The 22,027-nt window shown below is 65.4% G+C and carries 25 protein-coding genes; 18 read left to right on the top strand and 7 right to left on the bottom strand.

The features are described from left to right. The first annotated feature begins 10 nt into the window (after positions 1–10). Together N826_RS10520 and secB are read left to right on the top strand one after the other, a co-directional pair. On the top strand, positions 11–571 hold the full coding sequence (locus N826_RS10520; RefSeq protein ID WP_044428358.1) for a histidine phosphatase family protein: 561 nt from the start codon (positions 11–13) through the stop codon (positions 569–571). Positions 572–693: 122 nt separating this feature from the next. Next, positions 694–1,170, top strand: coding sequence for a protein-export chaperone SecB (gene secB / locus N826_RS10515; RefSeq protein ID WP_044428356.1), 477 nt, complete (start codon positions 694–696; stop codon positions 1,168–1,170). A 131-nt stretch (positions 1,171–1,301) separates the two neighbouring features. Here the strand turns inward: secB and rho are convergent, their stop codons facing one another. Continuing rightward, complete coding sequence (gene rho / locus N826_RS10510) at positions 1,302–2,558, bottom strand: transcription termination factor Rho (RefSeq protein ID WP_044428354.1); 1,257 nt, start codon at positions 2,556–2,558, stop codon at positions 1,302–1,304. Positions 2,559–2,870: 312 nt separating this feature from the next. Between rho and N826_RS10505 the strand changes: the two genes are divergently transcribed. Genes N826_RS10505 through N826_RS10495 form a run of 3 tightly spaced genes read left to right on the top strand, consistent with a single transcriptional unit; the run spans position 2,871 to position 6,669 of the window. Further along, a complete protein-coding gene (locus tag N826_RS10505) occupies positions 2,871–5,642 on the top strand; it encodes an HAD-IC family P-type ATPase (RefSeq protein ID WP_084720640.1) in 2,772 nt (923 codons plus the stop codon). A 47-nt stretch (positions 5,643–5,689) separates the two neighbouring features. Beyond that, positions 5,690–6,052 (top strand): DUF2188 domain-containing protein, encoded by a 363-nt coding sequence (locus N826_RS39850; RefSeq protein ID WP_084720639.1) that lies wholly within the window; start codon positions 5,690–5,692, stop codon positions 6,050–6,052. A gap of 29 nt (positions 6,053–6,081) precedes the next feature. Beyond that, positions 6,082–6,669 (top strand): Fic/DOC family protein, encoded by a 588-nt coding sequence (locus N826_RS10495; protein ID WP_044428351.1) that lies wholly within the window; start codon positions 6,082–6,084, stop codon positions 6,667–6,669. A 15-nt stretch (positions 6,670–6,684) separates the two neighbouring features. Here the strand turns inward: N826_RS10495 and hemJ are convergent, their stop codons facing one another. The 3 genes from hemJ to hemE all read right to left on the bottom strand — a co-directional run bounded on the left by hemJ (position 6,685) and on the right by hemE (position 9,374). Beyond that, a complete protein-coding gene (gene hemJ, locus N826_RS10490) occupies positions 6,685–7,113 on the bottom strand; it encodes a protoporphyrinogen oxidase HemJ (RefSeq protein WP_084720638.1) in 429 nt (142 codons plus the stop codon). 12 nt (positions 7,114–7,125) lie between these two features. Next, entirely contained in the window at positions 7,126–8,226 is a 1,101-nt protein-coding gene (hemH, locus tag N826_RS10485; protein ID WP_044428349.1) for a ferrochelatase, read from the bottom strand. An 83-nt stretch (positions 8,227–8,309) separates the two neighbouring features. After that, positions 8,310–9,374 (bottom strand): uroporphyrinogen decarboxylase, encoded by a 1,065-nt coding sequence (gene hemE, locus N826_RS10480; RefSeq protein ID WP_147040354.1) that lies wholly within the window; start codon positions 9,372–9,374, stop codon positions 8,310–8,312. A gap of 474 nt (positions 9,375–9,848) precedes the next feature. On the opposite strand from hemE, the gene N826_RS10475 reads away from it, so the two are divergent. Genes N826_RS10475 through N826_RS10450 form a run of 6 tightly spaced genes read left to right on the top strand, consistent with a single transcriptional unit; the run spans position 9,849 to position 14,082 of the window. Further along, a complete protein-coding gene (locus N826_RS10475; RefSeq protein ID WP_044428560.1) occupies positions 9,849–10,682 on the top strand; it encodes a pyruvate, water dikinase regulatory protein in 834 nt (277 codons plus the stop codon). Between the two features lie 16 nt (positions 10,683–10,698). Continuing rightward, the gene (locus N826_RS10470; protein WP_044428348.1) at positions 10,699–11,307 is read left to right on the top strand and encodes a Maf family protein; all 609 of its coding nucleotides are present in this window, start codon (positions 10,699–10,701) and stop codon (positions 11,305–11,307) included. Continuing rightward, positions 11,304–12,146, top strand: coding sequence for a shikimate dehydrogenase (locus N826_RS10465; RefSeq protein WP_044428346.1), 843 nt, complete (start codon positions 11,304–11,306; stop codon positions 12,144–12,146). The genes N826_RS10470 and N826_RS10465 overlap by 4 nt, the downstream gene beginning before the upstream one ends. A 29-nt stretch (positions 12,147–12,175) precedes the next feature. Then, on the top strand, positions 12,176–12,844 hold the full coding sequence (coaE, locus tag N826_RS10460; RefSeq protein WP_044428343.1) for a dephospho-CoA kinase: 669 nt from the start codon (positions 12,176–12,178) through the stop codon (positions 12,842–12,844). Next, positions 12,819–13,514, top strand: a complete 696-nt coding sequence (dnaQ, locus tag N826_RS10455; protein WP_044428340.1) for a DNA polymerase III subunit epsilon — start codon at positions 12,819–12,821, stop codon at positions 13,512–13,514. The genes coaE and dnaQ overlap by 26 nt, the downstream gene beginning before the upstream one ends. A gap of 13 nt (positions 13,515–13,527) precedes the next feature. Next, positions 13,528–14,082, top strand: a complete 555-nt coding sequence (locus N826_RS10450) for a metallophosphoesterase family protein (protein WP_044428337.1) — start codon at positions 13,528–13,530, stop codon at positions 14,080–14,082. Between the two features lie 92 nt (positions 14,083–14,174). Here the strand turns inward: N826_RS10450 and hslU are convergent, their stop codons facing one another. From hslU to N826_RS39845, 3 genes are all read right to left on the bottom strand, one after another. Further along, positions 14,175–15,488, bottom strand: a complete 1,314-nt coding sequence (gene hslU, locus N826_RS10445; protein WP_044428557.1) for an ATP-dependent protease ATPase subunit HslU — start codon at positions 15,486–15,488, stop codon at positions 14,175–14,177. Between the two features lie 83 nt (positions 15,489–15,571). After that, complete coding sequence (gene hslV / locus N826_RS10440) at positions 15,572–16,120, bottom strand: ATP-dependent protease subunit HslV (RefSeq protein WP_044428335.1); 549 nt, start codon at positions 16,118–16,120, stop codon at positions 15,572–15,574. A 126-nt stretch (positions 16,121–16,246) separates the two neighbouring features. Then, entirely contained in the window at positions 16,247–17,683 is a 1,437-nt protein-coding gene (locus tag N826_RS39845) for a S1C family serine protease (protein WP_169789319.1), read from the bottom strand. Positions 17,684–17,841: 158 nt separating this feature from the next. On the opposite strand from N826_RS39845, the gene hisB reads away from it, so the two are divergent. The 7 genes from hisB (at position 17,842) to N826_RS10400 (ending at position 22,000) form a co-directional block, all read left to right on the top strand. After that, positions 17,842–18,465 carry an imidazoleglycerol-phosphate dehydratase HisB gene (gene hisB, locus N826_RS10430; RefSeq protein WP_044428332.1) on the top strand — a complete coding sequence of 208 codons (624 nt, stop codon included), beginning with the start codon at positions 17,842–17,844 and terminating at the stop codon, positions 18,463–18,465. Between the two features lie 64 nt (positions 18,466–18,529). After that, positions 18,530–19,174 (top strand): imidazole glycerol phosphate synthase subunit HisH, encoded by a 645-nt coding sequence (hisH, locus tag N826_RS10425; protein ID WP_044428329.1) that lies wholly within the window; start codon positions 18,530–18,532, stop codon positions 19,172–19,174. Positions 19,175–19,177: 3 nt separating this feature from the next. Then, on the top strand, positions 19,178–19,771 hold the full coding sequence (locus N826_RS10420; RefSeq protein WP_044428327.1) for a GNAT family N-acetyltransferase: 594 nt from the start codon (positions 19,178–19,180) through the stop codon (positions 19,769–19,771). Beyond that, positions 19,768–20,517, top strand: a complete 750-nt coding sequence (gene hisA / locus N826_RS10415) for a 1-(5-phosphoribosyl)-5-[(5-phosphoribosylamino)methylideneamino]imidazole-4-carboxamide isomerase (protein ID WP_044428324.1) — start codon at positions 19,768–19,770, stop codon at positions 20,515–20,517. The genes N826_RS10420 and hisA overlap by 4 nt, the downstream gene beginning before the upstream one ends. Continuing rightward, complete coding sequence (gene hisF / locus N826_RS10410) at positions 20,518–21,288, top strand: imidazole glycerol phosphate synthase subunit HisF (RefSeq protein ID WP_044428322.1); 771 nt, start codon at positions 20,518–20,520, stop codon at positions 21,286–21,288. It abuts the gene before it with no gap. Beyond that, positions 21,285–21,638: a phosphoribosyl-ATP diphosphatase gene (locus tag N826_RS10405; RefSeq protein ID WP_044428319.1), complete on the top strand. Its 354-nt coding sequence runs from the start codon at positions 21,285–21,287 to the stop codon at positions 21,636–21,638. Before hisF ends, N826_RS10405 begins: the two co-directional genes overlap by 4 nt. Then, on the top strand, positions 21,638–22,000 hold the full coding sequence (locus N826_RS10400; RefSeq protein ID WP_044428317.1) for a histidine triad nucleotide-binding protein: 363 nt from the start codon (positions 21,638–21,640) through the stop codon (positions 21,998–22,000). The genes N826_RS10405 and N826_RS10400 overlap by 1 nt, the downstream gene beginning before the upstream one ends. The last annotated feature ends 27 nt before the right edge of the window (positions 22,001–22,027 follow it).

Here is a 22,027-nt window from a genome sequence, read left to right as displayed (position 1 = left end):
TACCGCCACCATGTTCCTGATCCGACACGGCCAGTCCGAATTCAACGTCGCCTTCGCCCAGACCCGCACCGATCCCGGTATCGTCGATCCCGGATTGACCGACCTGGGCCGCACCCAGGCCCTTGCCGCCGCAGCCCTGCTTGCCGGCCGCGGCTTGGTCCGGCTGATCGCCAGCCCCTACTCGCGGGCGCTCCAGACCGCTTCCATCATCGCCGAGGTCCTGGAACTGCCGATCGAAGTCCAGCCGGTACTGGGCGAGCACGCGTTCTTTACCTGCGACATAGGGTCGCCCCGGTCAGAATTGCAGAAGCGCTGGCCGCATCTGGCGCTCGACCACGTCCCGGAGATCTGGTGGCCCGACACCGAGATCGACGAGGACGGTGTTACGTTGCGCGCGGCCGAGTTCCGCGCCATCGCCAGAGGCTTCGAAGACCATACCCGCGTAGCATCCGTCAGCCACTGGGGCTTCATCCGGGCGATGACCGGGCACGAGGTCGACAACTGCGCGGTGGTCGAATTCGATCCGGAAAGCGGCTCCTCGGTCTGCCTGACCAAAGCCCAGCCGGCCTGACGCTAAATTGGCGCACCCGACGGCGGGCATGCCGTTGTGGTGCGCCGCTCTTCCGTGCTAGCCACAACGCCAATCCGCGCGCATCCCCCTGATGAAACCCGCGCGCGCATGAGGAGATCACCATGTCCGACCAGAACGGCGCCGGCCAGACCCGCCCCACCGCCCTGCCGATCGTCATCAACGCCCAGTACGTCAAGGACTTCTCGTTCGAGAACCCCAACGCGCCGCAGACCCTGCTGCCCGGCCAGCCGGCCCCGCAGGTCTCGGTCGGCGTCGACGTCCGCAGCCAGCAGGTCGGCGAGACGCTGTACGAAGTGGTCCTGGAGATGCGCTGCGAGGCCAAGATCGGCGAGAACACCGCCTTCCTGGTGGAGCTGTCCTATGCCGGCCTGTTCACCGTCACCGGCCTTGCCGAAGAGCACATCAAGCCGGTCCTGCTGATCGAGGCCCCGCGCCTGCTGTTCCCGTTCGCCCGCGCCATCGTGGCCGATGCGACCCGCGACGGCGGCTATCCGCCGCTGATGATCAACCCGATCGACTTCACCGACCTGTACCGCCGTCAGGCCGCCGGCCAGCAGCCGACCAACGCGACGGCATAAATCAAAAGCCGGTTCGACATAAAAAAACTCCCTCCCCCGGGATTGCTGGGGGAGGGAGTTTTTTATTGAACGAGCTGAAATCTGACAGGAAGATGTTGGGCCGTGGCCCAACAAGCACGTTCCCTTCGATATTACTGATTCATCGAGTCGAAGAACTCGGAATTGCTCTTGGTGTGCTTCAGCTTGTCGAGCAGGAAGTCCACCGAGTCAGTGACACCCATCGGCATCAGGATGCGGCGCAGGACCCACATCTTGGAAATCGTGGCCTTGTCGACCAGCAGTTCTTCCTTCCGGGTGCCCGACTTGGTGATGTCGATGGCCGGGAAGGTCCGCTTGTCGCTGATCTTGCGGTCCAGGATGATTTCCGAGTTACCGGTACCCTTGAACTCTTCGAAGATCACTTCGTCCATGCGGGAGCCGGTATCGATCAGCGCCGTCGCGATGATGGTCAGCGAGCCGCCTTCCTCGATGTTGCGAGCCGCACCGAAGAAGCGCTTCGGGCGCTGCAACGCATTGGCATCGACACCGCCGGTCAGCACCTTGCCGGAGCTGGGGACGACCGTGTTGTAGGCGCGGGCGAGGCGGGTGATGCTATCCAGCAGGATGACCACGTCGCGCTTGTGCTCGACCAGCCGCTTCGCCTTCTCGATCACCATTTCGGCGACCTGAACGTGCCGGGCGGCCGGCTCGTCGAAGGTGGAACTGACGACTTCGCCGCGCACGCTGCGGGCCATGTCGGTCACTTCTTCCGGCCGCTCATCGATCAGCAGGACGATCAGGTAGACTTCCGGATGGTTCTGGGCGATCGAGTGGGCGATGTTCTGAAGCATCACCGTCTTGCCGGTACGCGGCGGAGCCACGACCAGGGCTCGCTGACCTTTGCCGAGCGGCGCCACCAGATCGATGATCCGGCCGGTGAAGTTCTTCTTGGTCGGGTCTTCGATTTCCATGTTGAGGCGCTCTTCGGGATAGAGCGGCGTCAGGTTATCGAAGTTGATCCGATGCCGGACCTTGTCCGGGCTGTCGAAATTGATCGTGTTGACCTTGAGCAGCGCGAAATAGCGCTCGCCATCCTTGGGCGCGCGGATCTGGCCTTCCACCGTGTCGCCGGTGCGCAGGCCGAAGCGGCGCACCTGGCTCGGACTGACGTAGATGTCGTCAGGGCCGGGCAGATAGTTCGATTCCGGCGACCGCAGGAACCCGAAGCCGTCCTGAAGGATCTCCAGCACGCCGTCCCCGAAGATCGGAACGTCATTTTCGGCAAGTTGCTTCAGGATGGCAAACATCATGTCCTGCTTGCGCAGGGTACTGGCGTTCTCGATCTGTAATTCTTCTGCGAACGCCAATAGCTCGGCAGGCGTCTTACATTTCAACTCTTGGAGGTTCATCGGGAGCCTGTGGGGGACGGGAGCGGCAGTTGCATGCCGGGCGCGGTTAGATGGGCTGCGCGGCAGAGGGAGAGGCTATCGGCCTTGGAAGCACCCCAGGGTGGGGCACTTGAGAATGATCGGAGATTCTCTGGGAGTCGGGCCTACTGACGACAAGATAGTTATCTGAAACGGATTGACAAGTCAAACGAAACCGGAACTGTACAAAAGCGCTATATCCCTGGATAGCACCGGTCCAAGCTGCGACCTGATGTCACCCTGCATCGTTTCCGGCCCGATCCAAGTCAGAAGCCGAGACCTTACGAGGACATCATGACCGGCGGTTCAAGTACGAAAGAAGCCTCCCTGAACGAGGCCCGATTTTCAGAAGGCCAAACCCATCAGCCCCTGCCCGCCGAGGCCTGGCACGCCGTTGCGGCGGAGGAGGCGCTGAAGCGGCTGGAAACGGGGCGGAACGGCCTCAGCGCGGAGGAAGCGGCAAGGCGGCTAGCACGGCACGGCCCGAACCGGCTGACGCCCCCGGCCGGCCGGAGCGCGCTGTGGCGGTTCGCGGCCCAATTCAACAACATCCTGATCCTCGTGCTGATCGCCGCGGCCGCGGTCAGCGCCCTGCTGGGCGAAATCGTCGATGCCGCCGTCATCGTCGGCGTCGTGGCGATCAACGCGGCGATCGGCTTCATCCAGGAAGGCAAGGCGGAACAGGCGCTGAACGCCATCCGGAGCATGCTGTCGCTCAACGCCAGCGCCGTTCGCGACGGCAAACGCCTGACCATCCCGGCGGAAGAGCTGGTGCCGGGAGATCTGGTGCATCTGGCGTCCGGCGACCGCGTCCCGGCCGACCTCCGCCTGATATCGTCGCGGAACCTCCAGGTCGAGGAATCGGCGCTGACCGGCGAATCGGTGCCGGTCCAGAAGTCGGTCGAGCCGGTAGAGCCGGACGCGGCGCTCGGCGACCGGACGTCCTCAGCCTGGTCCGGGACGCTGGTGACGATGGGGCAGGGGACCGGCGTGGTGGTCGCCACGGGCGACGCCACCGAGATCGGCCGGATCAGCACCATGATCGCCGGCGTCGAGACGCTGGCGACGCCGCTGCTGGCGCAGATGGCGGTGTTCGGCCGCTGGCTGACCGCCGCCATCCTGGTGCTCGCGGCGCTCGCCTTCGCGGTCGGCGTCTGGCTGCGCGGCCTTCCCATGACCGACATGTTCATGGCGGCCGTCGGCATCGCGGTAGCCGCTATCCCGGAAGGCCTGCCCGCCGTCATGACGATCACGCTGGCGATCGGCGTCACCCGCATGGCGCGCCGCAACGCGATCATCCGCCGGCTGCCAGCCGTCGAGACGCTGGGTTCGGTCAGCGTCATCTGCTCCGACAAGACCGGCACCCTGACCCGCAACGAGCTGACGGTACGCCGGGTAGCGACGGCGGAGGCGGCCTATGGCGTCGATGGCACCGGCTACGAACCGGAAGGCGCCTTCGCCAGGGACGGTGCGCCGGTCACGGACCCTGCCGCCGATCCGGCATTGCTGGAGATCGCCCGCGCCGCCCTGCTGTGCAACGATGCCGGCCTGACCAGCCAGGACGGCGTCTGGCACGTGGAGGGCGCTCCGACCGACGGCGCTCTGCTGGCGCTGGCGCTGAAGGCGGGACTGGATCAATCGGCTACCCGGCGGGAATATCCCCGCATGGACGTGATTCCATTCGAATCCGAGCACAAGTTCATGGCGACGCTGCACCGTGTCCCCAATGGCGGGGGCCGGATCTATGTCAAGGGCGCGCCGGAACGCCTCGTCGAGATGGCAGCGGCCGAGCGGCGCGCCGACGGCGATGCGCCGATAGATACCGCCGCCTGGATCGGCAGGATCGCGGAGATGGCGGGGCAGGGCCAGCGGGTGCTGGCGGTGGCTTCCCTCGACGTGTCGGCGGGTTTGAAGCACCTGAACTTCGGCGACGTCACCAGCGGCCTGACCTTGCTGGGACTGCTGGGGCTGATCGACCCTCCCCGGCAGGAGGCGATCGAGGCGGTCAAGGCCTGCTCGGACGCCGGTATCCGGGTCAAGATGATTACCGGCGACCACGCGCTGACCGCCAGCGCCATCGGCGCCGCGATAGGCCTGCGCGCCGGAAAGGCGCTGACCGGCCGCGATCTCGATCTGCTCGACGACGAGGCGCTGGGTCGTGCCGCCCGCGACACGGACATCTTCGCCCGCACCACGCCGGAACATAAGATCAGGCTGGTCCGGGCGCTCCAGGCGGACGGCGCCACCATCGCCATGACGGGTGACGGCGTCAACGACGCGCCGGCCCTGAAGCGGGCCGATGTCGGCATAGCAATGGGCAACAAGGGGACCGAGGCCGCAAGGGAGGCGGCATCCATGGTGCTGGCCGACGACAACTTCGCCTCGATAGCGGCGGCGGTGGCGGAGGGCCGGACGGTCTACGACAATCTGCGGAAGACGATCCTGTTCCTGCTGCCGACCAACGCCGCCCAGGCGATGATCATCCTGCTGGCGATCCTGGCCGGCACGACGCTGCCGATCACTCCGGTCCAGATCCTCTGGGTCAACATGATCAGCGCCGTCACCCTGGGCCTGGCACTGGCCTTCGAGCCGCCGGAGCCAGATATAATGCGCCGCCCGCCGCGCCGGGCAAGGGAGGGCATCCTGACCGGCTACATGGCATGGCGCATCCTGTCGGTCATGGTGCTGCTGACGATCCCGGCCTTCGGCCTGTTCCTGTGGCTCGAATCCACCGGCGCCAGCATCGCGGAAGCCCGCACCGTCGCGGTCAACACCCTGGTCGTCGGCGAGATCTTCTATCTGTGGAACGCTCGGACCATCATGAACCCCGTCCTGAGCTTCAAGGGCATCTTCGGCAGCCGCCCCGTCCTGATTTCCATAGCTATCTGCCTGTTGCTCCAGCTCGCTTTCACCTACCTGCCCTTCATGAACAGCCTGTTCGGCACGGCGGCCATCGGTCTACTCGACTGGGCGATGCTGGCGGGCATCGGGGCCACGGTGTTCGTAATCATCGAATTGGAAAAGGCGACGGCGCGGCGGTGGAGAGGCAACCAATCGCGCCGATGATCCGTAACGTCAGGTGCAGGAAATCAAAGCTGTGGTATCGTCCTCGAATGAGAAACAGGCCGACGAAATCGACTGCTCCCCAAGCGGTTCATGTGGTTCCACATGGCAGCGGCTGGGCTGTCAGCAAGCCCGATGTGGCCGGAGAGGGCAACGTCCACCCGACCCGGTCCGAAGCGCTGAGAGCGGCCGAGGATTCGCTGCGTACCCAAGGCGGCAAGCTGCGTGTCAAAGAACGCGGCGGGCGCTGGCGCGAGAGCTTCACGATCGGTCGCAGCGGCTTTGCCAGGATCAGCGCCGTCGAGGGTATTCACCTTCCCGGCGACATGGAAAAGCATCTCCGCGAGCTTGATCGACAGGGGTTGAGCCCAGAAGATCGCTTGAAAGCGATTATGCGCAAGCTCGGCAAGTAACCGGTCGAATCGCAAGCCGAACCCCGCCGATGTACGAGCCGCTTTCGGACCCCGACACCTATCCCGGTTCGACGGTTCTCAAGAACATTCCCGATCTTCGAGACGCTGCGGCGCTGGAGCTTTTCGAGGCAACCGTCACAGCAGAGCGCGCTGGCGAACCCTTGCCGGCAGGCCGCCTCGGAGTACGCCATTACCAGAATATCCATCACCACTTGTTCCAGGATGTCTATCGCTGGGCCGGCAGGTTCCGCACGGTCCGGATCGCCAAAGAAAACAGTACCTTCTGCTCCCCGGAATTCATACCCGCCGAGATGGAGCGCATTTTCGGCTACCTGAAGGCCGAGAAATTCCTAAACGGCCTTGTGCCTTTGGAATTCGCATCCGGCGCCGCACATTTTCTCGCTGAGTTGAACGCGATCCATCCGTTCCGGGAAGGGAATGGGCGGACACAGCTCGCCTTCATGGTGCTTCTCGCATTCCGGACAGGGCATCCGCTCGACCTTGGCCAACTCGATCCCCGCCGCTTCCTTGCTGCCATGATCGCCAGCTTCAACGGGGACGAGAATGCTCTGGCCATCGTCCTGCGGAACCTGATCGCCCGGCAAACGGCTGACTGAACAGGCCCTGCCCGTTCAGAACGGCTTGACCACCACGAAGATCACGACGCCGATCATCAGCAGGGTCGGCACCTCGTTCATGATGCGGAAGAAGCGCTGGGGCCGCTGGTTGCGGTCCTCGGCGAAGGCACGGCGCCAGCCGGCCATCATCATGTGGACGCCGGTCAATCCCACGACGAAGGCAAGCTTGGCGTGGATCCAGCCCATCTCGAACCAGCCCGGATTCAGAACCAGCAGCGTGATGCCGAAGATCCAGGACGCGATCATCGCCGGGTTCATGATGGCGCGCAGCAGCCGGCGCTCCATCACCTTGAAGGTTTCCGAGGTCTCGGAGCCTGCCGCCGCGTCGCAGTGGTAGACGAACAGCCTCGGCAGATACAGCAGTCCCGCCATCCAGGCGATGATGCTGATGACGTGAAGCGCCTTGATCCAGTCGTAAAGCAATCCGGTAAGTCCCTATTCCGCCGCGAGCGGGCGCTTGGTCTGGCCAGCCGCTGCCGGCTGCCCCCTGGATGCCTGTCCAGCCCGCTGCGGGCAGCCCTGGAAGCCGTCCGGGCAAATCCGCCCTCCCGCCTGGGAACACATTTTGACCTCACCAGCGACCGCCTGACGGACCAGACGGGCCAATCCCTGGACGAAGCCGTCCTCGACCCCGACCGTCGGCACCCGGACAAAATGGGGCACGCCCTTCTCGTGGGCCAGCTCGCGGTATTCTACCTCGATCTCGACCAGGGTTTCCGAATGCTCGGACACGAAGGCGATCGGCACCACCACCAACGGCACGCCGTCGGCCCCGGCCCGCTCGATCTCCGCATCGGTCGAAGGTCCGATCCATTCCAGCGGACCGACCCGGCTCTGGTAGCAGCTCACCCAGTCCAGGTCGGGGACGTTCAGTTCCCGCACGATCGCTTCCGCCGTCCGCTCGCACTGCCACTGGTACGGATCGCCGGCCTGAACGACCTTCTTCGGCAGGCCATGGCTGGAGAACAGCACGCGCGGCTTGCCATGGGCGCCGGCTTCCTCGATCCCGGAACGGATCAGGCCGGCGGCCGCCTTGATGAAACCCGGTTCTGTCGGATAGCAGCAGACGGTTACCGTCGGCTTGTCGAGCCCCGCCGCCTTGGCCGCCTGGAACCACATCTTCTCCGACGACGCCGTGGTCGTGGTGGAAAACTGGGGATAAAGCGGCAGCAGCACGATTCTGTCCGGGTCGAACTGCCTGACCTGCTCGGCCGTTTCGTCGCTCATCGGGTGCCAGTAGCGCATCGCGATGAAGGCCTTGACCTCGCCCAGATCGCCGAGCGCCGCCTCGATCGCCCTGGCCTGGGCTTGGGTATTCTCCAGCAGCGGGGACTTGCCGCCCAGAATCTCGTAGATCTCGCCTGCCGGCTTCGCCCGCCGACGCGCCAGCAGATAGGCCAGCGGCGTCCGGAACACGCCCGGGATTCGGAGGATCGCCGGGTCGTTGAACAGGTTGAACAGGAACGGGCGCACGGCGTCGGGGCTGTCAGGCCCGCCGAGATTGAAGAGGACGACAGCGGTTTTCTGGTTCGGCATGGCGTTGAAGCTGATTTCGCTCGGTTGTTAAGTCCAGGCCTCATTGCGGTCGTTAGACCGTTTAGTTCATTTTGGCCGATTGATCAGCCAGATATGTCGGGCCAGGATTTTACCAGTGCGGCAAGCTGTCCGACATGTTCGGGCGGCGTCGACTGGACCACGCCATGGCCGAGATTGAAGACGAACGGCCCGTTCGACAGCGCCTTGAGAATGCCGGCTGCCGAGTTCCGCAGGGCCTCGCCGCCCGCCACCAGCATGATCGGGTCCAGGTTGCCCTGGACCGGCAGCTTGGTCTGAAGCTCGAGTGCTGCCCATTCCGGTGGCACCGTGGTATCCAGCCCAAGGGCGGAAACACCTGAAACCTCGGCATATTCCTTGTACATTTCGCCAGCGCCGCGTGGGAAGCCGATCACAGGGACATGCGGGTGCTTGGCCTTGATCAGCTCGACCAGCTTGCGCGTCGGCTCGATCACCCAGCAGCGGAACTCGGGGGCCGGCAGCACCCCGGCCCAGCTGTCGAACACCTGGACCGCCTCGGCTCCGGCCTCGATCTGCGCGTTCAGGTAGTCCGCCGTGACCGTGACCAGCAGGTCGATCAGCGCCGCGAAGCCTTGCGGATCGCCATAGGCGAACTTCTTGACCTTGGCATATTCCTTCGAGCCGCAGCCCTCGACCATGTAGCAGGCGACCGTCCAGGGCGAGCCGGCGAATCCGATCAGCGCCGTCGTTTCCGGAATCGCGGTGGAGAGCCGGCGCACCGTCTCGTAGACCGGTGCCAGCTTCTCGTGGAAGTGCTCGGTCGAAAGCCGGCTCAGTTCGGCGGCGTTGCGCACCGGATCGAGTTGCGGTCCCTCGCCTTCCACATAGTCGAGCTTCTGGCCGAGCGCATGCGGCACCACCAGGATATCGGAAAACAGAATCGCGGCGTCCATGCCGTAGCGCCGGAGCGGCTGGAGCGTCACTTCGACCGCCAGTTCCGGCGCGAAGCACAGGTCCAGGAAGCTGCCCGCATGCGCCCTGGTGGCCCGGTACTCCGGCAGATACCGGCCGGCCTGACGCATCAGCCAGAACGGGGGGCGTCTCAGGGTTTCACCCTTGAGCGCGCGGATGAACAGCTTCTGCGAACTTTCCAACGTCTGAACTTTCATTCCGAGAGGCATTTCGAAGGATGGCGGACAAGCACCGATATGGCCTGCCCGATAGCCTCTTAAATGCCCTTATCCCCAAACAGGTCCTTCTCCTTCTTCTATCCTGATTCTTTTTCTTTAAGAAGAGTGGTTGTGGATGATACCTGTGGAAAGCGGTGATTACATTTTATCCCCATAACAATCCCCAGCCTGTGGGGAACTGACCGGACTGTGTGGGTGACGGCCGGAGTATTTGAGCCGTCACCGCGACGGTGCTATAGACTCAACAACTCTGGGAGTCATGGGGATAACGATAAGCCATGGGGAGACTATGCGCGACTCTCACAGCGGCATGGGGTTTTATCCCGAGAGAGAGCGAATCCCGCCCTTTGTCGGGGATTACAGGCGCTATCTGGCCTTTCGCCGGAACCATCCCAGGTTATCCCCGGTAATCAACGAGATATACACAGGCTGATCCTTGGCATGAACTCAGGTCTGAAGCAGTTTCATCTGCATCTGGTGTCGGACGCGACGGGAGAAACGATCAACAGCGTTGCGCGCGCCTGCGTGGCCCAGTTCGATCAGGTCCAGCCGATCGAGCATTTCTGGAATCTAGTGCGGACGACGCGGCAGCTCGAAATGGTGATCGAAGGCATCAAGGATAATCCCGGCCTCGTCATGTTCACCCTGGTCGACGAGAAGCTGCGCCGCCGCTTGCAGGAGACCTGCCGCGAACTCCAGGTGCCGTGCATCCCGGTGCTCGATCCGCTGATCAATGCGCTGGCGGCCTATCTCGGCCTGGAAAGCCAGAGCCAGCCGGGCCGCCAGCACATGCTGGACGCCGAGTATTTCGGCCGGATGGACGCGATGGACTTCGCGCTGGCTCATGACGACGGCCAGTCCACCTGGGACCTGCACGAGGCCGACGTGATCCTGATGGGCGTGTCGCGCACGTCGAAGACCCCCACCTGCATCTATCTGGCGAATCGGGGTATCAAGGCCGCCAACGTCCCCTTCGTCCCCGGTTGCCCGCTGCCGCCGGAACTCGAGCAGATCACCCGCCCGCTGGTCGTAGGATTGACCAAGGACCCCGACCGCCTGATCCAGATCCGGCGCAACCGCCTGAAGCTGCTGAACCAAACGCAAGACACCAACTACGTCGATCCCGAAGTGGTCCGCCAGGAAGTGGCCGAGGCGCGCCGGCTGTATTCCCGCCATAACTGGGCGGTGATCGATGTCACCCGGCGCTCGATCGAGGAAACCGCCGCCGAGATCATGATGCTGCTGGCGAGGCGCCAGGCCGGCTCGCCGGCCGACGCGCTGCTCTGAGTGGTGAGACGTCGTCATGATGCTGACCGACCAGCCCGTCGTCCTCGCCTCCGCCTCCGCCGCCCGCAAAGCCATGCTGGAGCGTGCCGGCGTCAGCGTCGTGGCCCAGGCGGCCGCGGTGGACGAGGAAGAGATCAAGCATAGCTTCCGCGCCGCCGGCCTCAAGGCCGACGAGGTTTCGGAAGCGCTGGGCGAGCTGAAGGCCAAGCGGGTGGCGTCGCGCCATCCAGGCCATCTGGTGCTCGGCGCTGACCAGATGCTGGACTGCGGCGGCGAATGGTTCGACAAGCCCGCCGACCGGGAGGAGGCCAAACGCCATCTCCAGGCCCTGCGCGGCAAGCCCCATCGGCTGGTTTCCACCGTCGTCGCCGTGATGAACGGCCAGCGCCAGTGGCACCATACCGACAGCGCGACGCTGACGATGCGGAACATCAGCGACGACTTCATCGACCGCTACCTTGACGCGATGGGCGACGCCGTGCTGTCTTCGGTCGGCGCCTACCAGCTTGAAGGTCTGGGAGCCCAGCTCTTCAACCGGATCGAGGGCGATTACTTCACCATCCTCGGCATGCCCTTGCTGCCGGTGCTGGACTATCTGCGATTGAGGCGCATCCTGGCATCATGATTCTGACGGCGAAGGCGAAAGTCGCGGGCGTCATGGGCTGGCCGGTCGGCCATTCCCGCTCGCCCCGGCTCCATGGCTGGTGGCTCGACCAGTACGGCATCGACGGCGCCTATATCCCCCTGGCGGTCCCGCCCGACCGGGTGATCGACGCGATCCGAGCGCTTCCGGCCCTTGGCCTGCGCGGCGCCAACGTCACCGTTCCCCATAAGGAAGCGGCTCTTCGCGCCTGCGACCGGGTCGATCCGGTGGCAAAGCGCATCGGTGCGGTCAATACGCTGGTGGTGGCCGAGGACGGCACGATCGAGGGCCGCAACACCGACGCCTTCGGCTTCATGGCGAGCCTGAAGGCCGACCAGCCGGCCTGGCGCGCCGAGGCCGGTCCCGCCGTCGTGCTGGGCGCCGGCGGCGCGTCGCGCGCTGTTCTGGTGGCCCTGACCGATGCGGGAGTTCCCGAGATTCGCCTGCTTAACCGGACTGCCGCCCGCGCTGAACAGCTCGCCGCCGAACTCGGCGGTCCGATCCGGGTGATGCCATGGGAGGAGCGCGAGGCGGCGCTGAGCGGTGCCGCCCTGCTGGTCAACACCACGACCCAGGGTATGGGCGGGGAACCCGCCCTCGACCTCCACCTGGAACGCCTGCCGGTAACGGCCCTGGTGACCGACATCGTCTATATTCCGCTCCATACGCCTCTGCTGACGGCGGCGGCAGCCCGTGGCAATCCCATCGTGGACGGCCTCGGCATGCTGCTGCATCAGGCGCGGCCGGGTTTCGAGGCATGGTTCGGCCAAGTGCCGGAAGTAACGCCGGAGCTTCGCCGTTTCGTGCTGGAAAGCCTGTAAGCGGGTGCCGGGTGCATGAAAGCCGCTCCGTGAAGGTCCTCGGCCTGACCGGCTCGATCGGCATGGGCAAATCGACCGCCGCCCGGATGCTCAAGCGGCTCCGCGTACCGGTCCATGACTCGGATGCCACGGTCCACCGCCTGCTGTCACGCGGCGGCGGCGCCGTGCAGCATATCGAGCGGGAGTTCCCCGGATCGGTGCGCGATGGTGCCGTGGACCGGGCAGCGCTTGGCGCCATCGTGTTCCGCGACACCACGGCGCTGCGCCGGCTGGAAGCGATCCTGCACCCGCTGGTCCAGCGCTCCCAGCGCCGCTTCCTGGCCTGCTGCGCCGCCCGCCGCGTGCCCGTCGCCGTGCTCGACATCCCGCTGCTCTACGAAACCGGAGCCGAGCGCCGCGTCGATGCCGTCATCGTCGTGACAGCGCCGCCGACGATCCAGCGCGCCCGCGTGCTGGCCCGGCCGGGCATGACGCCGGAGAAGCTGGCCGGCATCCTGTCGCGCCAGATGCCCGACCGCGAGAAGCGCCGGCGTGCCGATTTCGTGGTGGCGAGCAGCCTTGGCCGCGCCCACACCTTGCGCGGACTCCGCCGGATCGTCACATTGGCGAGGAACATGCCCGGCCGCCACTGGCCGCCCCGTTCCTTCACCCCGCTGAGAGCCAGACCGACCCATGCGCGAAATCGTCCTCGACACTGAAACGACCGGCTTCGATCCCCTGACCGGCGATCGCATCGTGGAGATCGGCTGCGTTGAGGTGATCAACTACATCCCGACCGACAAGCAGCTCCATCTGTATATCAATCCGGAGCGGGATATGCCGCCGGGCGCCTTCGCGGTCCATGGCCTGTCGGAGGAGTTCCTGCGCGACAAGCCGGTCTTCGCGGCGATCTGCGGCCAGTTCCTGGATTTCATCGGAGATTCCCGGCTGGTTATCCACAATGCCGAATTCGACATGAAGTTCATCAATGCCGAGCTGGTCCGGCTCGGCATCAAGCCGCTGCCGATGTCCCGGTCGCTCGACACCGTCGCGATGGCAAGACGGAAGTTCCCCGGCGCTCCCGCCAGCCTGGACGCGCTGTGCCGGCGCTTCGGCATCGACAACTCCAACCGTACGCTCCACGGCGCCCTGCTCGACGCCCAGCTCCTGGGCGAAGTTTATCTGGAACTCCAGGGCGGCCGTCAGCCCGACTTGGTACTGGCCGGCAGCCGGGGCGAAGTTGCCCGCAATGCCGACGGCAGCGCCGTCAAGGTCGAGCGTGCCCGCCGTGAACCGCGCCCCCATGCGCCGACGGCGGAGGAGCTGGAGGCTCATTCGGCGCTGCTGGGTAAGCTGAAGAACCCGATGTGGCTGACCGGCGCGTCGTGAGACCCAATCGCTCGTGACGGTCTTCTTCACCAGCGACACCCATTTCGGCGACCATCGCGTCATCTTCATGTACGGCCGCCCCTTCGCCACGACCGGCGAGATGGACGAGTTCATGATCGCGCGCTGGAACGAGAAGGTCGACCCCGGCGACACCGTCTGGCACTTGGGCGACTTCGCCGTCCGCGCGTCGGAGCGGCACGTGGACGACCTGCTGATGCGGCTGAACGGCCGGAAACACCTGATTACCGGCAACAACGACGCCCCCGCCGTCCTCAAATCAGCCGGCTGGGACAGCGTCGCCGCTTATGCGGAGATCGAGGAAGACGGGACCAAGCTGGTCCTGTGCCACTACGCGTTCCGCACGTGGAACGGCATGCACCGGAAGGCCCTCAACCTGCATGGCCACAGCCACGGACGGCTGGCGCCGATGCCGCGCCAATTCGACGTCGGGGTGGACGCCTGGGACATGCGCCCGGTAACGCTGGCGGAGATCCTGGCGAGCCGTCCGGCGCGGAAGCCGTCAAAGAAAAAAGGCGCCGTGCAGGCGCCTCTTCCCTTGGATGAGTGATCGAATGCGAAAGTTTGTTGGGCCACGGCCCAACCTACAGGCGCTTCGTAGGTTGGGCCGTGGCCCAACACCAACGCATCAACCATCCCCGCCTACAGGATAAACTTCGACAGATCGGCGTTCTTCGCCAGATTAGACACGTGCTCACGCACATAACCCGCGTCGATCGTGACGCTGGTCCCGCCCCGGTCGCTGGCGTTGAAGCTGATTTCCTCCAGCAGCCGCTCCATCACGGTATGCAGCCGCCGCGCGCCGATGTTCTCGACAGACGTGTTGATCTCGGCGGCGAGGCTGGCCAATTCGTCGATCGCGTCGTCGGTGAAGTCCAGATCGACTTCCTCGGTCTTCAGCAGCGCCTTGTACTGCTTGATCAGGCTTGCTTCCGGCTCGGTCAGGATGCGGCGGAAGTCTTCCCGCGTCAGAGCCTTCAGCTCGACCCGGATCGGCAGGCGGCCCTGAAGCTCGGGCAGCAGGTCCGACGGCTTGGCGATGTGGAAGGCGCCCGACGCGATGAACAGGATGTGGTCGGTCTTGACCGTGCCGTGCTTGGTCGCGACCGAGGTGCCCTCGATCAGCGGCAGCAGGTCGCGCTGGACGCCCTCGCGGCTGACATCGGCGCCGCCGCGCCCCTCCGTCCGCGCCGAGATCTTATCGATCTCGTCCAGGAAGACGATGCCGTTCTGCTCGACCGACTGGATGGCTTCCGAAACGACCTTCTCCTGGTCCAGGAGCTTTTCGGACTCCTCCGCCATCAGCACTTCGTAGCTTTCCGACACCGCCATGCGGCGGGTCTTGGTGCGCCCGCCCAGGGCCTTGCCGAAGATGTCGTTCAGGTTGAGCATACCCATCTGCGCGCCCGGCATCCCCGGCACGTCGAAGGTCGGCAGGCCGCCCATGCCCGTATCGGCCACCTGGATCTCGATCTCACGGTCGTTCAGCGTGCCTTCGCGCAGCATCTTGCGGAACTTCTGGCGGGTTTCCGGGGTGGAGTTGGTGCCGACCAGGGCGTCGAGCACCCGGTCCTCGGCCCGAAGCTCGGCCTTGGATTCAACTTCCTTCCGCAGCCGCTCCTTGGTCATCGTGATCGCGATCTCGACCAGGTCGCGGACGATCTGCTCGACGTCGCGGCCGACATAGCCGACCTCGGTGAACTTGGTCGCCTCGACCTTCAGGAACGGCGCTTGGGCCAGTCTGGCGAGCCGGCGCGCGATCTCCGTCTTGCCGACGCCGGTCGGACCGATCATCAGAATGTTCTTAGGCAGCACCTCTTCCCGGAGGCCTTCCGGCAACTGGAGCCGGCGCCAGCGATTGCGGAGCGCTATCGCAACGGCGCGCTTGGCATCGTGCTGGCCGACGATGAACCGGTCCAGTTCCGAGACGATCTCGCGGGGGCTGAAGGAAGTCATTGGCTTTTCTTCGTCAGGAGCGCCAGCGGCGCTGTTCATCGGTACGATACTGTGATCCGCGGTCGGTTTGAACCAGCCTGTCACTACATTTTTTCCACGATGACGTTGTGATTGGTATAGACGCAGATGTCGGCGGCGATCTTCATGGCCTTGCGGGCGATCGTCTCGGCGTCCAGCCCCTCGATATCGGCCAGCGCGCGGGCGGCGGCCAGCGCATAGCTCCCGCCGGAGCCGATGCCGATCAGGCCGTCCTCCGGCTCCAGCACGTCGCCGTTGCCGGTCAACACCAGACTGACGTTGCGGTCCGCCACCGCCATCATGGCTTCAAGCCGGCGCAGGTAGCGGTCGGTGCGCCAGTCCTTGGCCATCTCGACGCAGGCGCGGGTCAACTGGCCCGGATGCTGCTCCAGCTTGGATTCCAGCCGTTCGAACAGGGTGAAGGCGTCGGCGGTGGCGCCGGCGAACCCCGCCATCACGTCGCCGCCGGCCAGCCGGCGCACCTTGCGCGCGTTGGACTTCATCACGGTCTGGCCCATGGACACCTGGCCGTCGCCGGCGATGACCACCTCGCTTCCCTTGCGGACGCACAGGATGGTGGTGCCGTGCCATTGGATCGGATCGTTGGAACTCATCGGGGTCTGGGCCTTCGGAAGAAAAACTGTCGGTAAACTTTATCGGTAGTCCCTGCGCTATGTTGGGGGAATCGTCAACCGCTTCAAGGCTACCTGTCCCATGGGCTGTCCCCGAGGGGGTCCCCGTCACCGGTACGCGATCTCGAGCCGCAGGCGGTCCAGCGCGTCGGCGATCGGGATGAACAGGTTCAGCCCGGCCGATCCCGTGCTTCCCGGCACCACGTAGCCCGCCACCGCAAGTCCGGCCAGATTGCCCTGGGCATCGACCAGCGGCCCGCCGCTGTTGCCGCCCTGGATCGACACGTCGGCCTGGATCGTCTCCAGCCCGGTCAGCCGGTCGCGGCGGAAGGCGCTGACGATGCCGCGCGTCATGGTGCCGCGCAGCCGTTCCTGGATCGGCGCTCCGATCGCGTAGACCTCCTCGCTCACCGTCAGCGGCGTCGTCCGGATCGGCAGCGCCGGGAAGCGGGCTCCTTCGATCCTGACCAGCGCCACGTCGCGCACCTTGTGACGCCGCTCGACCACTCCAGTCAGCGCCGTGCCGTCGTCCAGCACCACCCGAACCCGCTCCGCATTGCCGACCACGTGGTAGTTGGTCAGCACCAGCCCGTCGTTGCCCACCAGCACGCCGGAACCGTGCCCGCTGCCGTTGGCGACCAGCACGGCGGCGCCGGTGACGCGCTCGACATGGTCCTGGATCGGCGTCGTGAAGGCCGCCACCGGCGGCAGCCGGACCGACTGGAGCTTGGCCGCGTCGTCCACCAGCAGGGCGGTCGGCATGGGCTTCAGTCTGGCGTCCTGAACGCTGTTGTCCACAGGCAAGCGGCCGGCGCTTCCGGCACCCCCGCCGATGCCGCCGCTCCGCTCCAGCGCCGGTACCGAAAGGTCGGCGTCCCGCGCCGCGAAGGCGGCAGCGCGGAAGTCGGGATCGGCCGCGAGGTTGGCGATGGCGCCGGCCATCGCCTGTTCGATCGCCAGGATCTTGCCGTCCTCGGTCGCGGACCCGCCGTCGGTATATCCACGGGTCGAAGTCCGCAGCACCATCCGCCGTTCCAGCCTCGAATAGACGGTCCAATCCACCTTGACCGAGGCCTCGACCTCCTCGCCGATGACATCTGATTCGATCAGCCACCAGCCCATCTTTCGGCAGACATTCATCTTGACATCGGTGACCTGGGCTGAAACGACCAATTCGGCCCTTTCCTCGTCTTCCTCGCGCTCGAACAGCCTTCCGGGGTTGCCGGTGACGTCATATCCGGCGGCATTTAGCTCCTCGTGGAACATGTCGGCAACATCGCCGCGGTCCATCATTTCCCGCCCTGTCGTCCAGGTGATCGGGTCGAACGGTCCCAAGCAGGTGAATCCAATGACATAGCCGCCGATCCGGTCGCCGCGCCGCACCTTGGCCTGCAACTCCCCGAACCGGATCGGCACCGCGCGCGCCTCCGCCGGCGGGGTCAGCGGTTCCGCTATTTCGGTCTTCCGAACGTTGACGCCGCACCCCGCCAAGGGCAGAACGCACAGCCCAATCCACAATGTTATCCACAGGCGAATCGAAGCCATGCCACCCATCCAGCCTAAGTCCAAGCGCTGGCTGGGCCTAGCCTGCCATCGTATGCCGGGACAATCGGGCATTCCGCCGCGCGGACAACGCGACGCACCGTCCACAGCGACCGCATCGGCCGCTGGCGTCGTCTCCGCCTTCCTGCTAAAACCGGGAGATGGACGGACTTCCCAACAGATCAGCGCGCCAGGCCAGCCTGAAGCGCGCCACCAACGAGACCCGGATCGAGGTTTCCTTGGACCTGGATGGTACAGGCGTGTACCGGATTTCCACAGGCGTCGGCTTTCTCGACCATATGCTTGAGCAGTTGTCGCGCCACAGCCTGATCGACCTGACGGTCAAGGCGGAAGGCGACCTTCATATCGATTTCCACCATACGACCGAGGACAGCGGCATCGCGATCGGCACCGCCTTCGCCCAGGCGCTGGGCGACCGCAAGGGCATCAGCCGCTACGGCGAAGCGACCATCCCGATGGACGAGACGCTGACCCGCGTGGCCCTGGACCTGTCGAACCGCCCCTACCTGATCTGGAAAGTCAATTTCACCCGCGACAAGCTGGGCGATATGGACACCGAGCTGTTCAAGGAGTGGTTCCAGGCTTTCGCCCAAGCCGCCGGCGTGACCCTTCACGTCGAGAACCTGTATGGCGACAACAACCACCATATCGTCGAAAGCTGCTTCAAGGCGCTGGCCAGGGCACTGCGCGCCGCCGTGGAAATCGATCCGCGCAAGGCGGATGCGGTACCGTCCACCAAGGGCACGCTCGGCGGATCTCTCTAATAACGGGCTCTCAGGGAGCCTCTCTAATGACGGGCTCCTCCAGAGCCCAGGAACGATTTAGTCCATGACCGTAGCAATCGTCGATTACGGCTCCGGCAATCTCAGATCGGCCGCGAAAGCCTTCGAACGTGCCGCGGCTGAAGCCGGCGTCAGCGCCGCCATCACCGTCACCGACGATGCCGAAGCCGTCCGTCGGGCCGACCGCATCGTGCTGCCGGGAGTCGGCGCCTTCGCCGACTGCATGGCCGGCATCCGGGCCGTCCCCGGCCTGATCGAAGCCATGGAAGACGCCGTGCTGAAGCACGGCACTCCCTTCATGGGGATCTGCGTCGGCATGCAGCTGATGGCCGAGCGCGGGTTGGAATACGGCGTCCAGCAGGGCCTCGGCTGGATCGCGGGGGAGGTGGTTCCGCTCGACCCCACCGACACCAGCCTCAAGATTCCGCACATGGGCTGGAACGACCTCCGGATCGAGCGTCCGGACCATCCGGTGCTGGCCGGCATCCCGCAGGGCGAGCACGCCTATTTCGTCCACTCCTACCGCTTCGCCTGCACCGATCCGACGACCGAACTGGCGGCCGTCGATTACGGCGGTCCGGTGGCGGCGGTGATCGGGCGCGACAATCTGGTCGGCACCCAGTTCCACCCGGAAAAAAGTCAGGCCGCCGGCTTGCGCCTGATCGCCAATTTTCTCCGCTGGCAGCCCTGAGCCATGCCCGAGATGACCACCGCCGCGACCGTCGAGCGCATTACCAAGTTCCGCCCCGGCGACCTCAACGACCTGTGCGACGCCGCCGACCTGGCCATCCGCGACGGCGGCGGCTTCGGTTGGATCGATCCGCCGCCGCGCGACGTGATGGAACGCTACTGGAAAGGCGTCCTGATCGTGCCGGAACGCCATCTGTTCGTGGCGAAGCTGGACGGCGTCGTGGCGGGTTCCGCCCAGCTCGTCGCCCCGCCGCGCAACAACGAGGCGCAGGCGCATTCCGCTCAGCTCACCACGTCCTTCGTCGCCCCCTGGGCGCGCGGTCACGGCCTTGCCCGCAAGCTGGTCCAGGCGGTCGAGACGGCGGCGCGGGAAACCGGCTACCGGGTGCTGAACCTGGACGTCCGCGAGACCCAGCGCGCCGCGATAGCGCTCTACAAGGCGCTGGGCTTCCAGCACTGGGGCACGCACCCGCTCTACGCGATCGTGCGCGGCCAGGGCATCGCCGGCCATTTCTTCTACAAGGACCTCACGTCCTCCGACCAGGCCTCCCTCGATCATTCCGCCGCCGTTCAGCCCCTTACCGAAGCTCAGCCATGATTTTGTATCCCGCGATCGATCTTAAGGATGGTGCCTGCGTCCGCCTCGTCAGGGGTGAAATGGATCAGGCGACCGTCTTCAACACGGACCCCGGCGCCCAGGCGAAGGAATTCGCCGCCCAAGGCTTCGAGTGGCTCCATCTGGTCGATCTCAACGGCGCTTTCGAAGGCCGGCCGGTCAATGCCGCGGCGGTCGAAAGCGTTCTGGCCTCGGTCACCATGCCGGTCCAACTCGGCGGCGGCATCCGCGACCTCAAGTCGATCGAGGACTGGCTGAACCGGGGCATCCACCGGGTCATCCTGGGCACCGTGGCTCTCCGCGATCCAGAACTGGTGCGGGAAGCCTGCCGCCGGTTTCCCGGCCATGTCGCGGTCGGCATCGACGCGCGCGACGGCTTCGTCGCGGTCGAAGGCTGGGCCAAGACCTCGACGGTCAAGGCGCTGGACTTGGCGCTCCGGTTCGAGGACGCCGGCGTGTCCGCGATCATCTACACCGACATCAACCGCGACGGCGCCATGGGCGGCGTCAACGTCGAGGCGACCGCCGACCTCGCCTTCGCCCTGACTACGCCCGTTATCGCATCGGGCGGTGTATCGAGCATGCTGGACCTGGAATCATTGAAGGCTCAGGAGCATACCGGCATCGAAGGCGTCATCTGCGGCCGTGCCCTCTACGACGGCCGGATCGAGCCGGCCGAGGCGCTGGCGCTGCTATCCTCTCCCGCTGCCGCTCCCGACGAGGCGTAGATGCTCAAGATGCGCCTGATCCCCTGCCTGGACGTCAAGGACGGCCGCGTGGTCAAGGGAGTGAACTTCGTCGATCTGATCGATGCCGGCGATCCGGTCGAGCAGGCCCGGCTCTACGACCGCGAGGGTGCGGACGAGCTGACCTTCCTCGACATCACCGCCAGCGTCGAAGCCCGCGACACGCTGTACGACGTGGTCCGCCGTACGGCGGAGCAGGTCTTCATGCCGCTGACCGTCGGCGGCGGCGTCCGCGTGGTCGAGGATATCCGGAAGCTGCTGCTGGCCGGGGCAGACAAGGTGTCGATCAACACCGCCGCCGTCGCCCGTCCCGACTTCGTCCGCGAGGCCGCCGAAAAGTTCGGCTCCCAGTGCGTCGTGGTCGCGGTGGACGCCAAGTCGGTCGGTCCCGGCAAATGGGAGGTCTTCACCCATGGCGGCCGCAACCGCACCGGCCTCGACGTGGTCGAATGGGCGCGGCGGATGGCGGAATACGGGGCAGGGGAGATCCTGCTGACCTCGATGGATCGCGACGGCACCAAATCCGGCTTCGACATCGACCTGACGCGCGCGGTGGCCGATGCCGTACGCGTGCCGGTGATCGCGTCGGGCGGCGTCGGTACGCTCGACCATCTGGTCGCCGGCATCCGGGACGGCCACGCGACGGCGGTGCTCGCCGCCTCGATCTTCCATTTCGGCATCTTCTCAATCGGGGAGGCCAAGGCCCATATGGCTAAGGCCGGCATCCAGGTCCGCGACACGGTGGCGGCATGAGCGGAGACGATACGGCTGATTCGACTGTTCTCGACCGACTCTACGAGACGGTGGATTCCCGGCGCGGGCAGGACCCGGCGACCTCCTATACCGCCAAGCTGTTTTCGCGCGGCACCGCCAAGATCGCCCAGAAGCTGGGCGAGGAAGCGGTCGAAGCCGTGATCGAGGCGATGCGCGGCGACAAGCGGAAGCTGTCGGAAGAGTCCGCCGACCTGCTGTATCACCTGATGGTGCTGTGGGCCGACGCCGGCATCAAGCCAGCCGAGGTCTACGCCATCCTGGCCGCCCGCGAGGGCATCAGCGGGATCGCCGAGAAAGAACAACGCAAGCACACCAGCGGAGGCAACTGATGGCCTATGATACCGACAACATCTTTGCCAAGATCCTGCGCGGAGAGATCCCGTCCAAGAAGGTCCATGAGGACGAACACACCCTCGCCTTTCACGACATCAACCCCCTGAGCCCTACCCATATCCTGGTGATCCCCAAGGGGCCGTACGTGTCGTTCGACGACTTCTCGGAAAAGGCGTCCGACGCCGAGATCGCCGCCTTCATCCGCGCCGTCGGCAAGGTCGCCCGCGATGCCGGTGTGGCCACCGACGGCTACCGCATCCTGGCGAATATCGGTGAGAACGGCCACCAGGAAGTCCCCCACCTGCACGTCCATATCTTCGGCGGCCGGAAGCTCGGCCGCATGCTGGCGCGAGAATAGCGCGAGGGTTGGGGTGATCGCCTTGGC

It is taken from the genome of Skermanella aerolata KACC 11604 (assembly GCF_000936425.1).
In the GTDB taxonomy this organism is placed as follows: Bacteria; Pseudomonadota; Alphaproteobacteria; order Azospirillales; family Azospirillaceae; genus Skermanella; species Skermanella aerolata.
This window is presented reverse-complemented; position numbering and strand designations above follow the sequence as displayed.

Bases quoted from the DNA above. Each gene is read 5' to 3' on its own strand.
- N826_RS10520 (WP_044428358.1), top strand. From the start codon at position 11: ATGTTCCTGATCCGACACGGCCAGTCCGAATTCAACGTCGCCTTCGCC.
- secB (WP_044428356.1), top strand. From the start codon at position 694: ATGTCCGACCAGAACGGCGCCGGCCAGACCCGCCCCACCGCCCTGCCG.
- rho (WP_044428354.1), bottom strand. From the start codon at position 2,558: ATGAACCTCCAAGAGTTGAAATGTAAGACGCCTGCCGAGCTATTGGCG.
- N826_RS10505 (WP_084720640.1), top strand. From the start codon at position 2,871: ATGACCGGCGGTTCAAGTACGAAAGAAGCCTCCCTGAACGAGGCCCGA.
- N826_RS39850 (WP_084720639.1), top strand. From the start codon at position 5,690: ATGAGAAACAGGCCGACGAAATCGACTGCTCCCCAAGCGGTTCATGTG.
- N826_RS10495 (WP_044428351.1), top strand. From the start codon at position 6,082: ATGTACGAGCCGCTTTCGGACCCCGACACCTATCCCGGTTCGACGGTT.
- hemH (WP_044428349.1), bottom strand. From the start codon at position 8,226: ATGCCGAACCAGAAAACCGCTGTCGTCCTCTTCAATCTCGGCGGGCCT.
- hemE (WP_147040354.1), bottom strand. From the start codon at position 9,374: ATGAAAGTTCAGACGTTGGAAAGTTCGCAGAAGCTGTTCATCCGCGCG.
- N826_RS10470 (WP_044428348.1), top strand. From the start codon at position 10,699: ATGATGCTGACCGACCAGCCCGTCGTCCTCGCCTCCGCCTCCGCCGCC.
- N826_RS10465 (WP_044428346.1), top strand. From the start codon at position 11,304: ATGATTCTGACGGCGAAGGCGAAAGTCGCGGGCGTCATGGGCTGGCCG.
- dnaQ (WP_044428340.1), top strand. From the start codon at position 12,819: ATGCGCGAAATCGTCCTCGACACTGAAACGACCGGCTTCGATCCCCTG.
- hslU (WP_044428557.1), bottom strand. From the start codon at position 15,488: ATGACTTCCTTCAGCCCCCGCGAGATCGTCTCGGAACTGGACCGGTTC.
- hslV (WP_044428335.1), bottom strand. From the start codon at position 16,120: ATGAGTTCCAACGATCCGATCCAATGGCACGGCACCACCATCCTGTGC.
- N826_RS39845 (WP_169789319.1), bottom strand. From the start codon at position 17,683: ATGGCTTCGATTCGCCTGTGGATAACATTGTGGATTGGGCTGTGCGTT.
- hisB (WP_044428332.1), top strand. From the start codon at position 17,842: ATGGACGGACTTCCCAACAGATCAGCGCGCCAGGCCAGCCTGAAGCGC.
- hisH (WP_044428329.1), top strand. From the start codon at position 18,530: ATGACCGTAGCAATCGTCGATTACGGCTCCGGCAATCTCAGATCGGCC.
- N826_RS10420 (WP_044428327.1), top strand. From the start codon at position 19,178: ATGCCCGAGATGACCACCGCCGCGACCGTCGAGCGCATTACCAAGTTC.
- hisA (WP_044428324.1), top strand. From the start codon at position 19,768: ATGATTTTGTATCCCGCGATCGATCTTAAGGATGGTGCCTGCGTCCGC.
- hisF (WP_044428322.1), top strand. From the start codon at position 20,518: ATGCTCAAGATGCGCCTGATCCCCTGCCTGGACGTCAAGGACGGCCGC.
- N826_RS10405 (WP_044428319.1), top strand. From the start codon at position 21,285: ATGAGCGGAGACGATACGGCTGATTCGACTGTTCTCGACCGACTCTAC.
- N826_RS10400 (WP_044428317.1), top strand. From the start codon at position 21,638: ATGGCCTATGATACCGACAACATCTTTGCCAAGATCCTGCGCGGAGAG.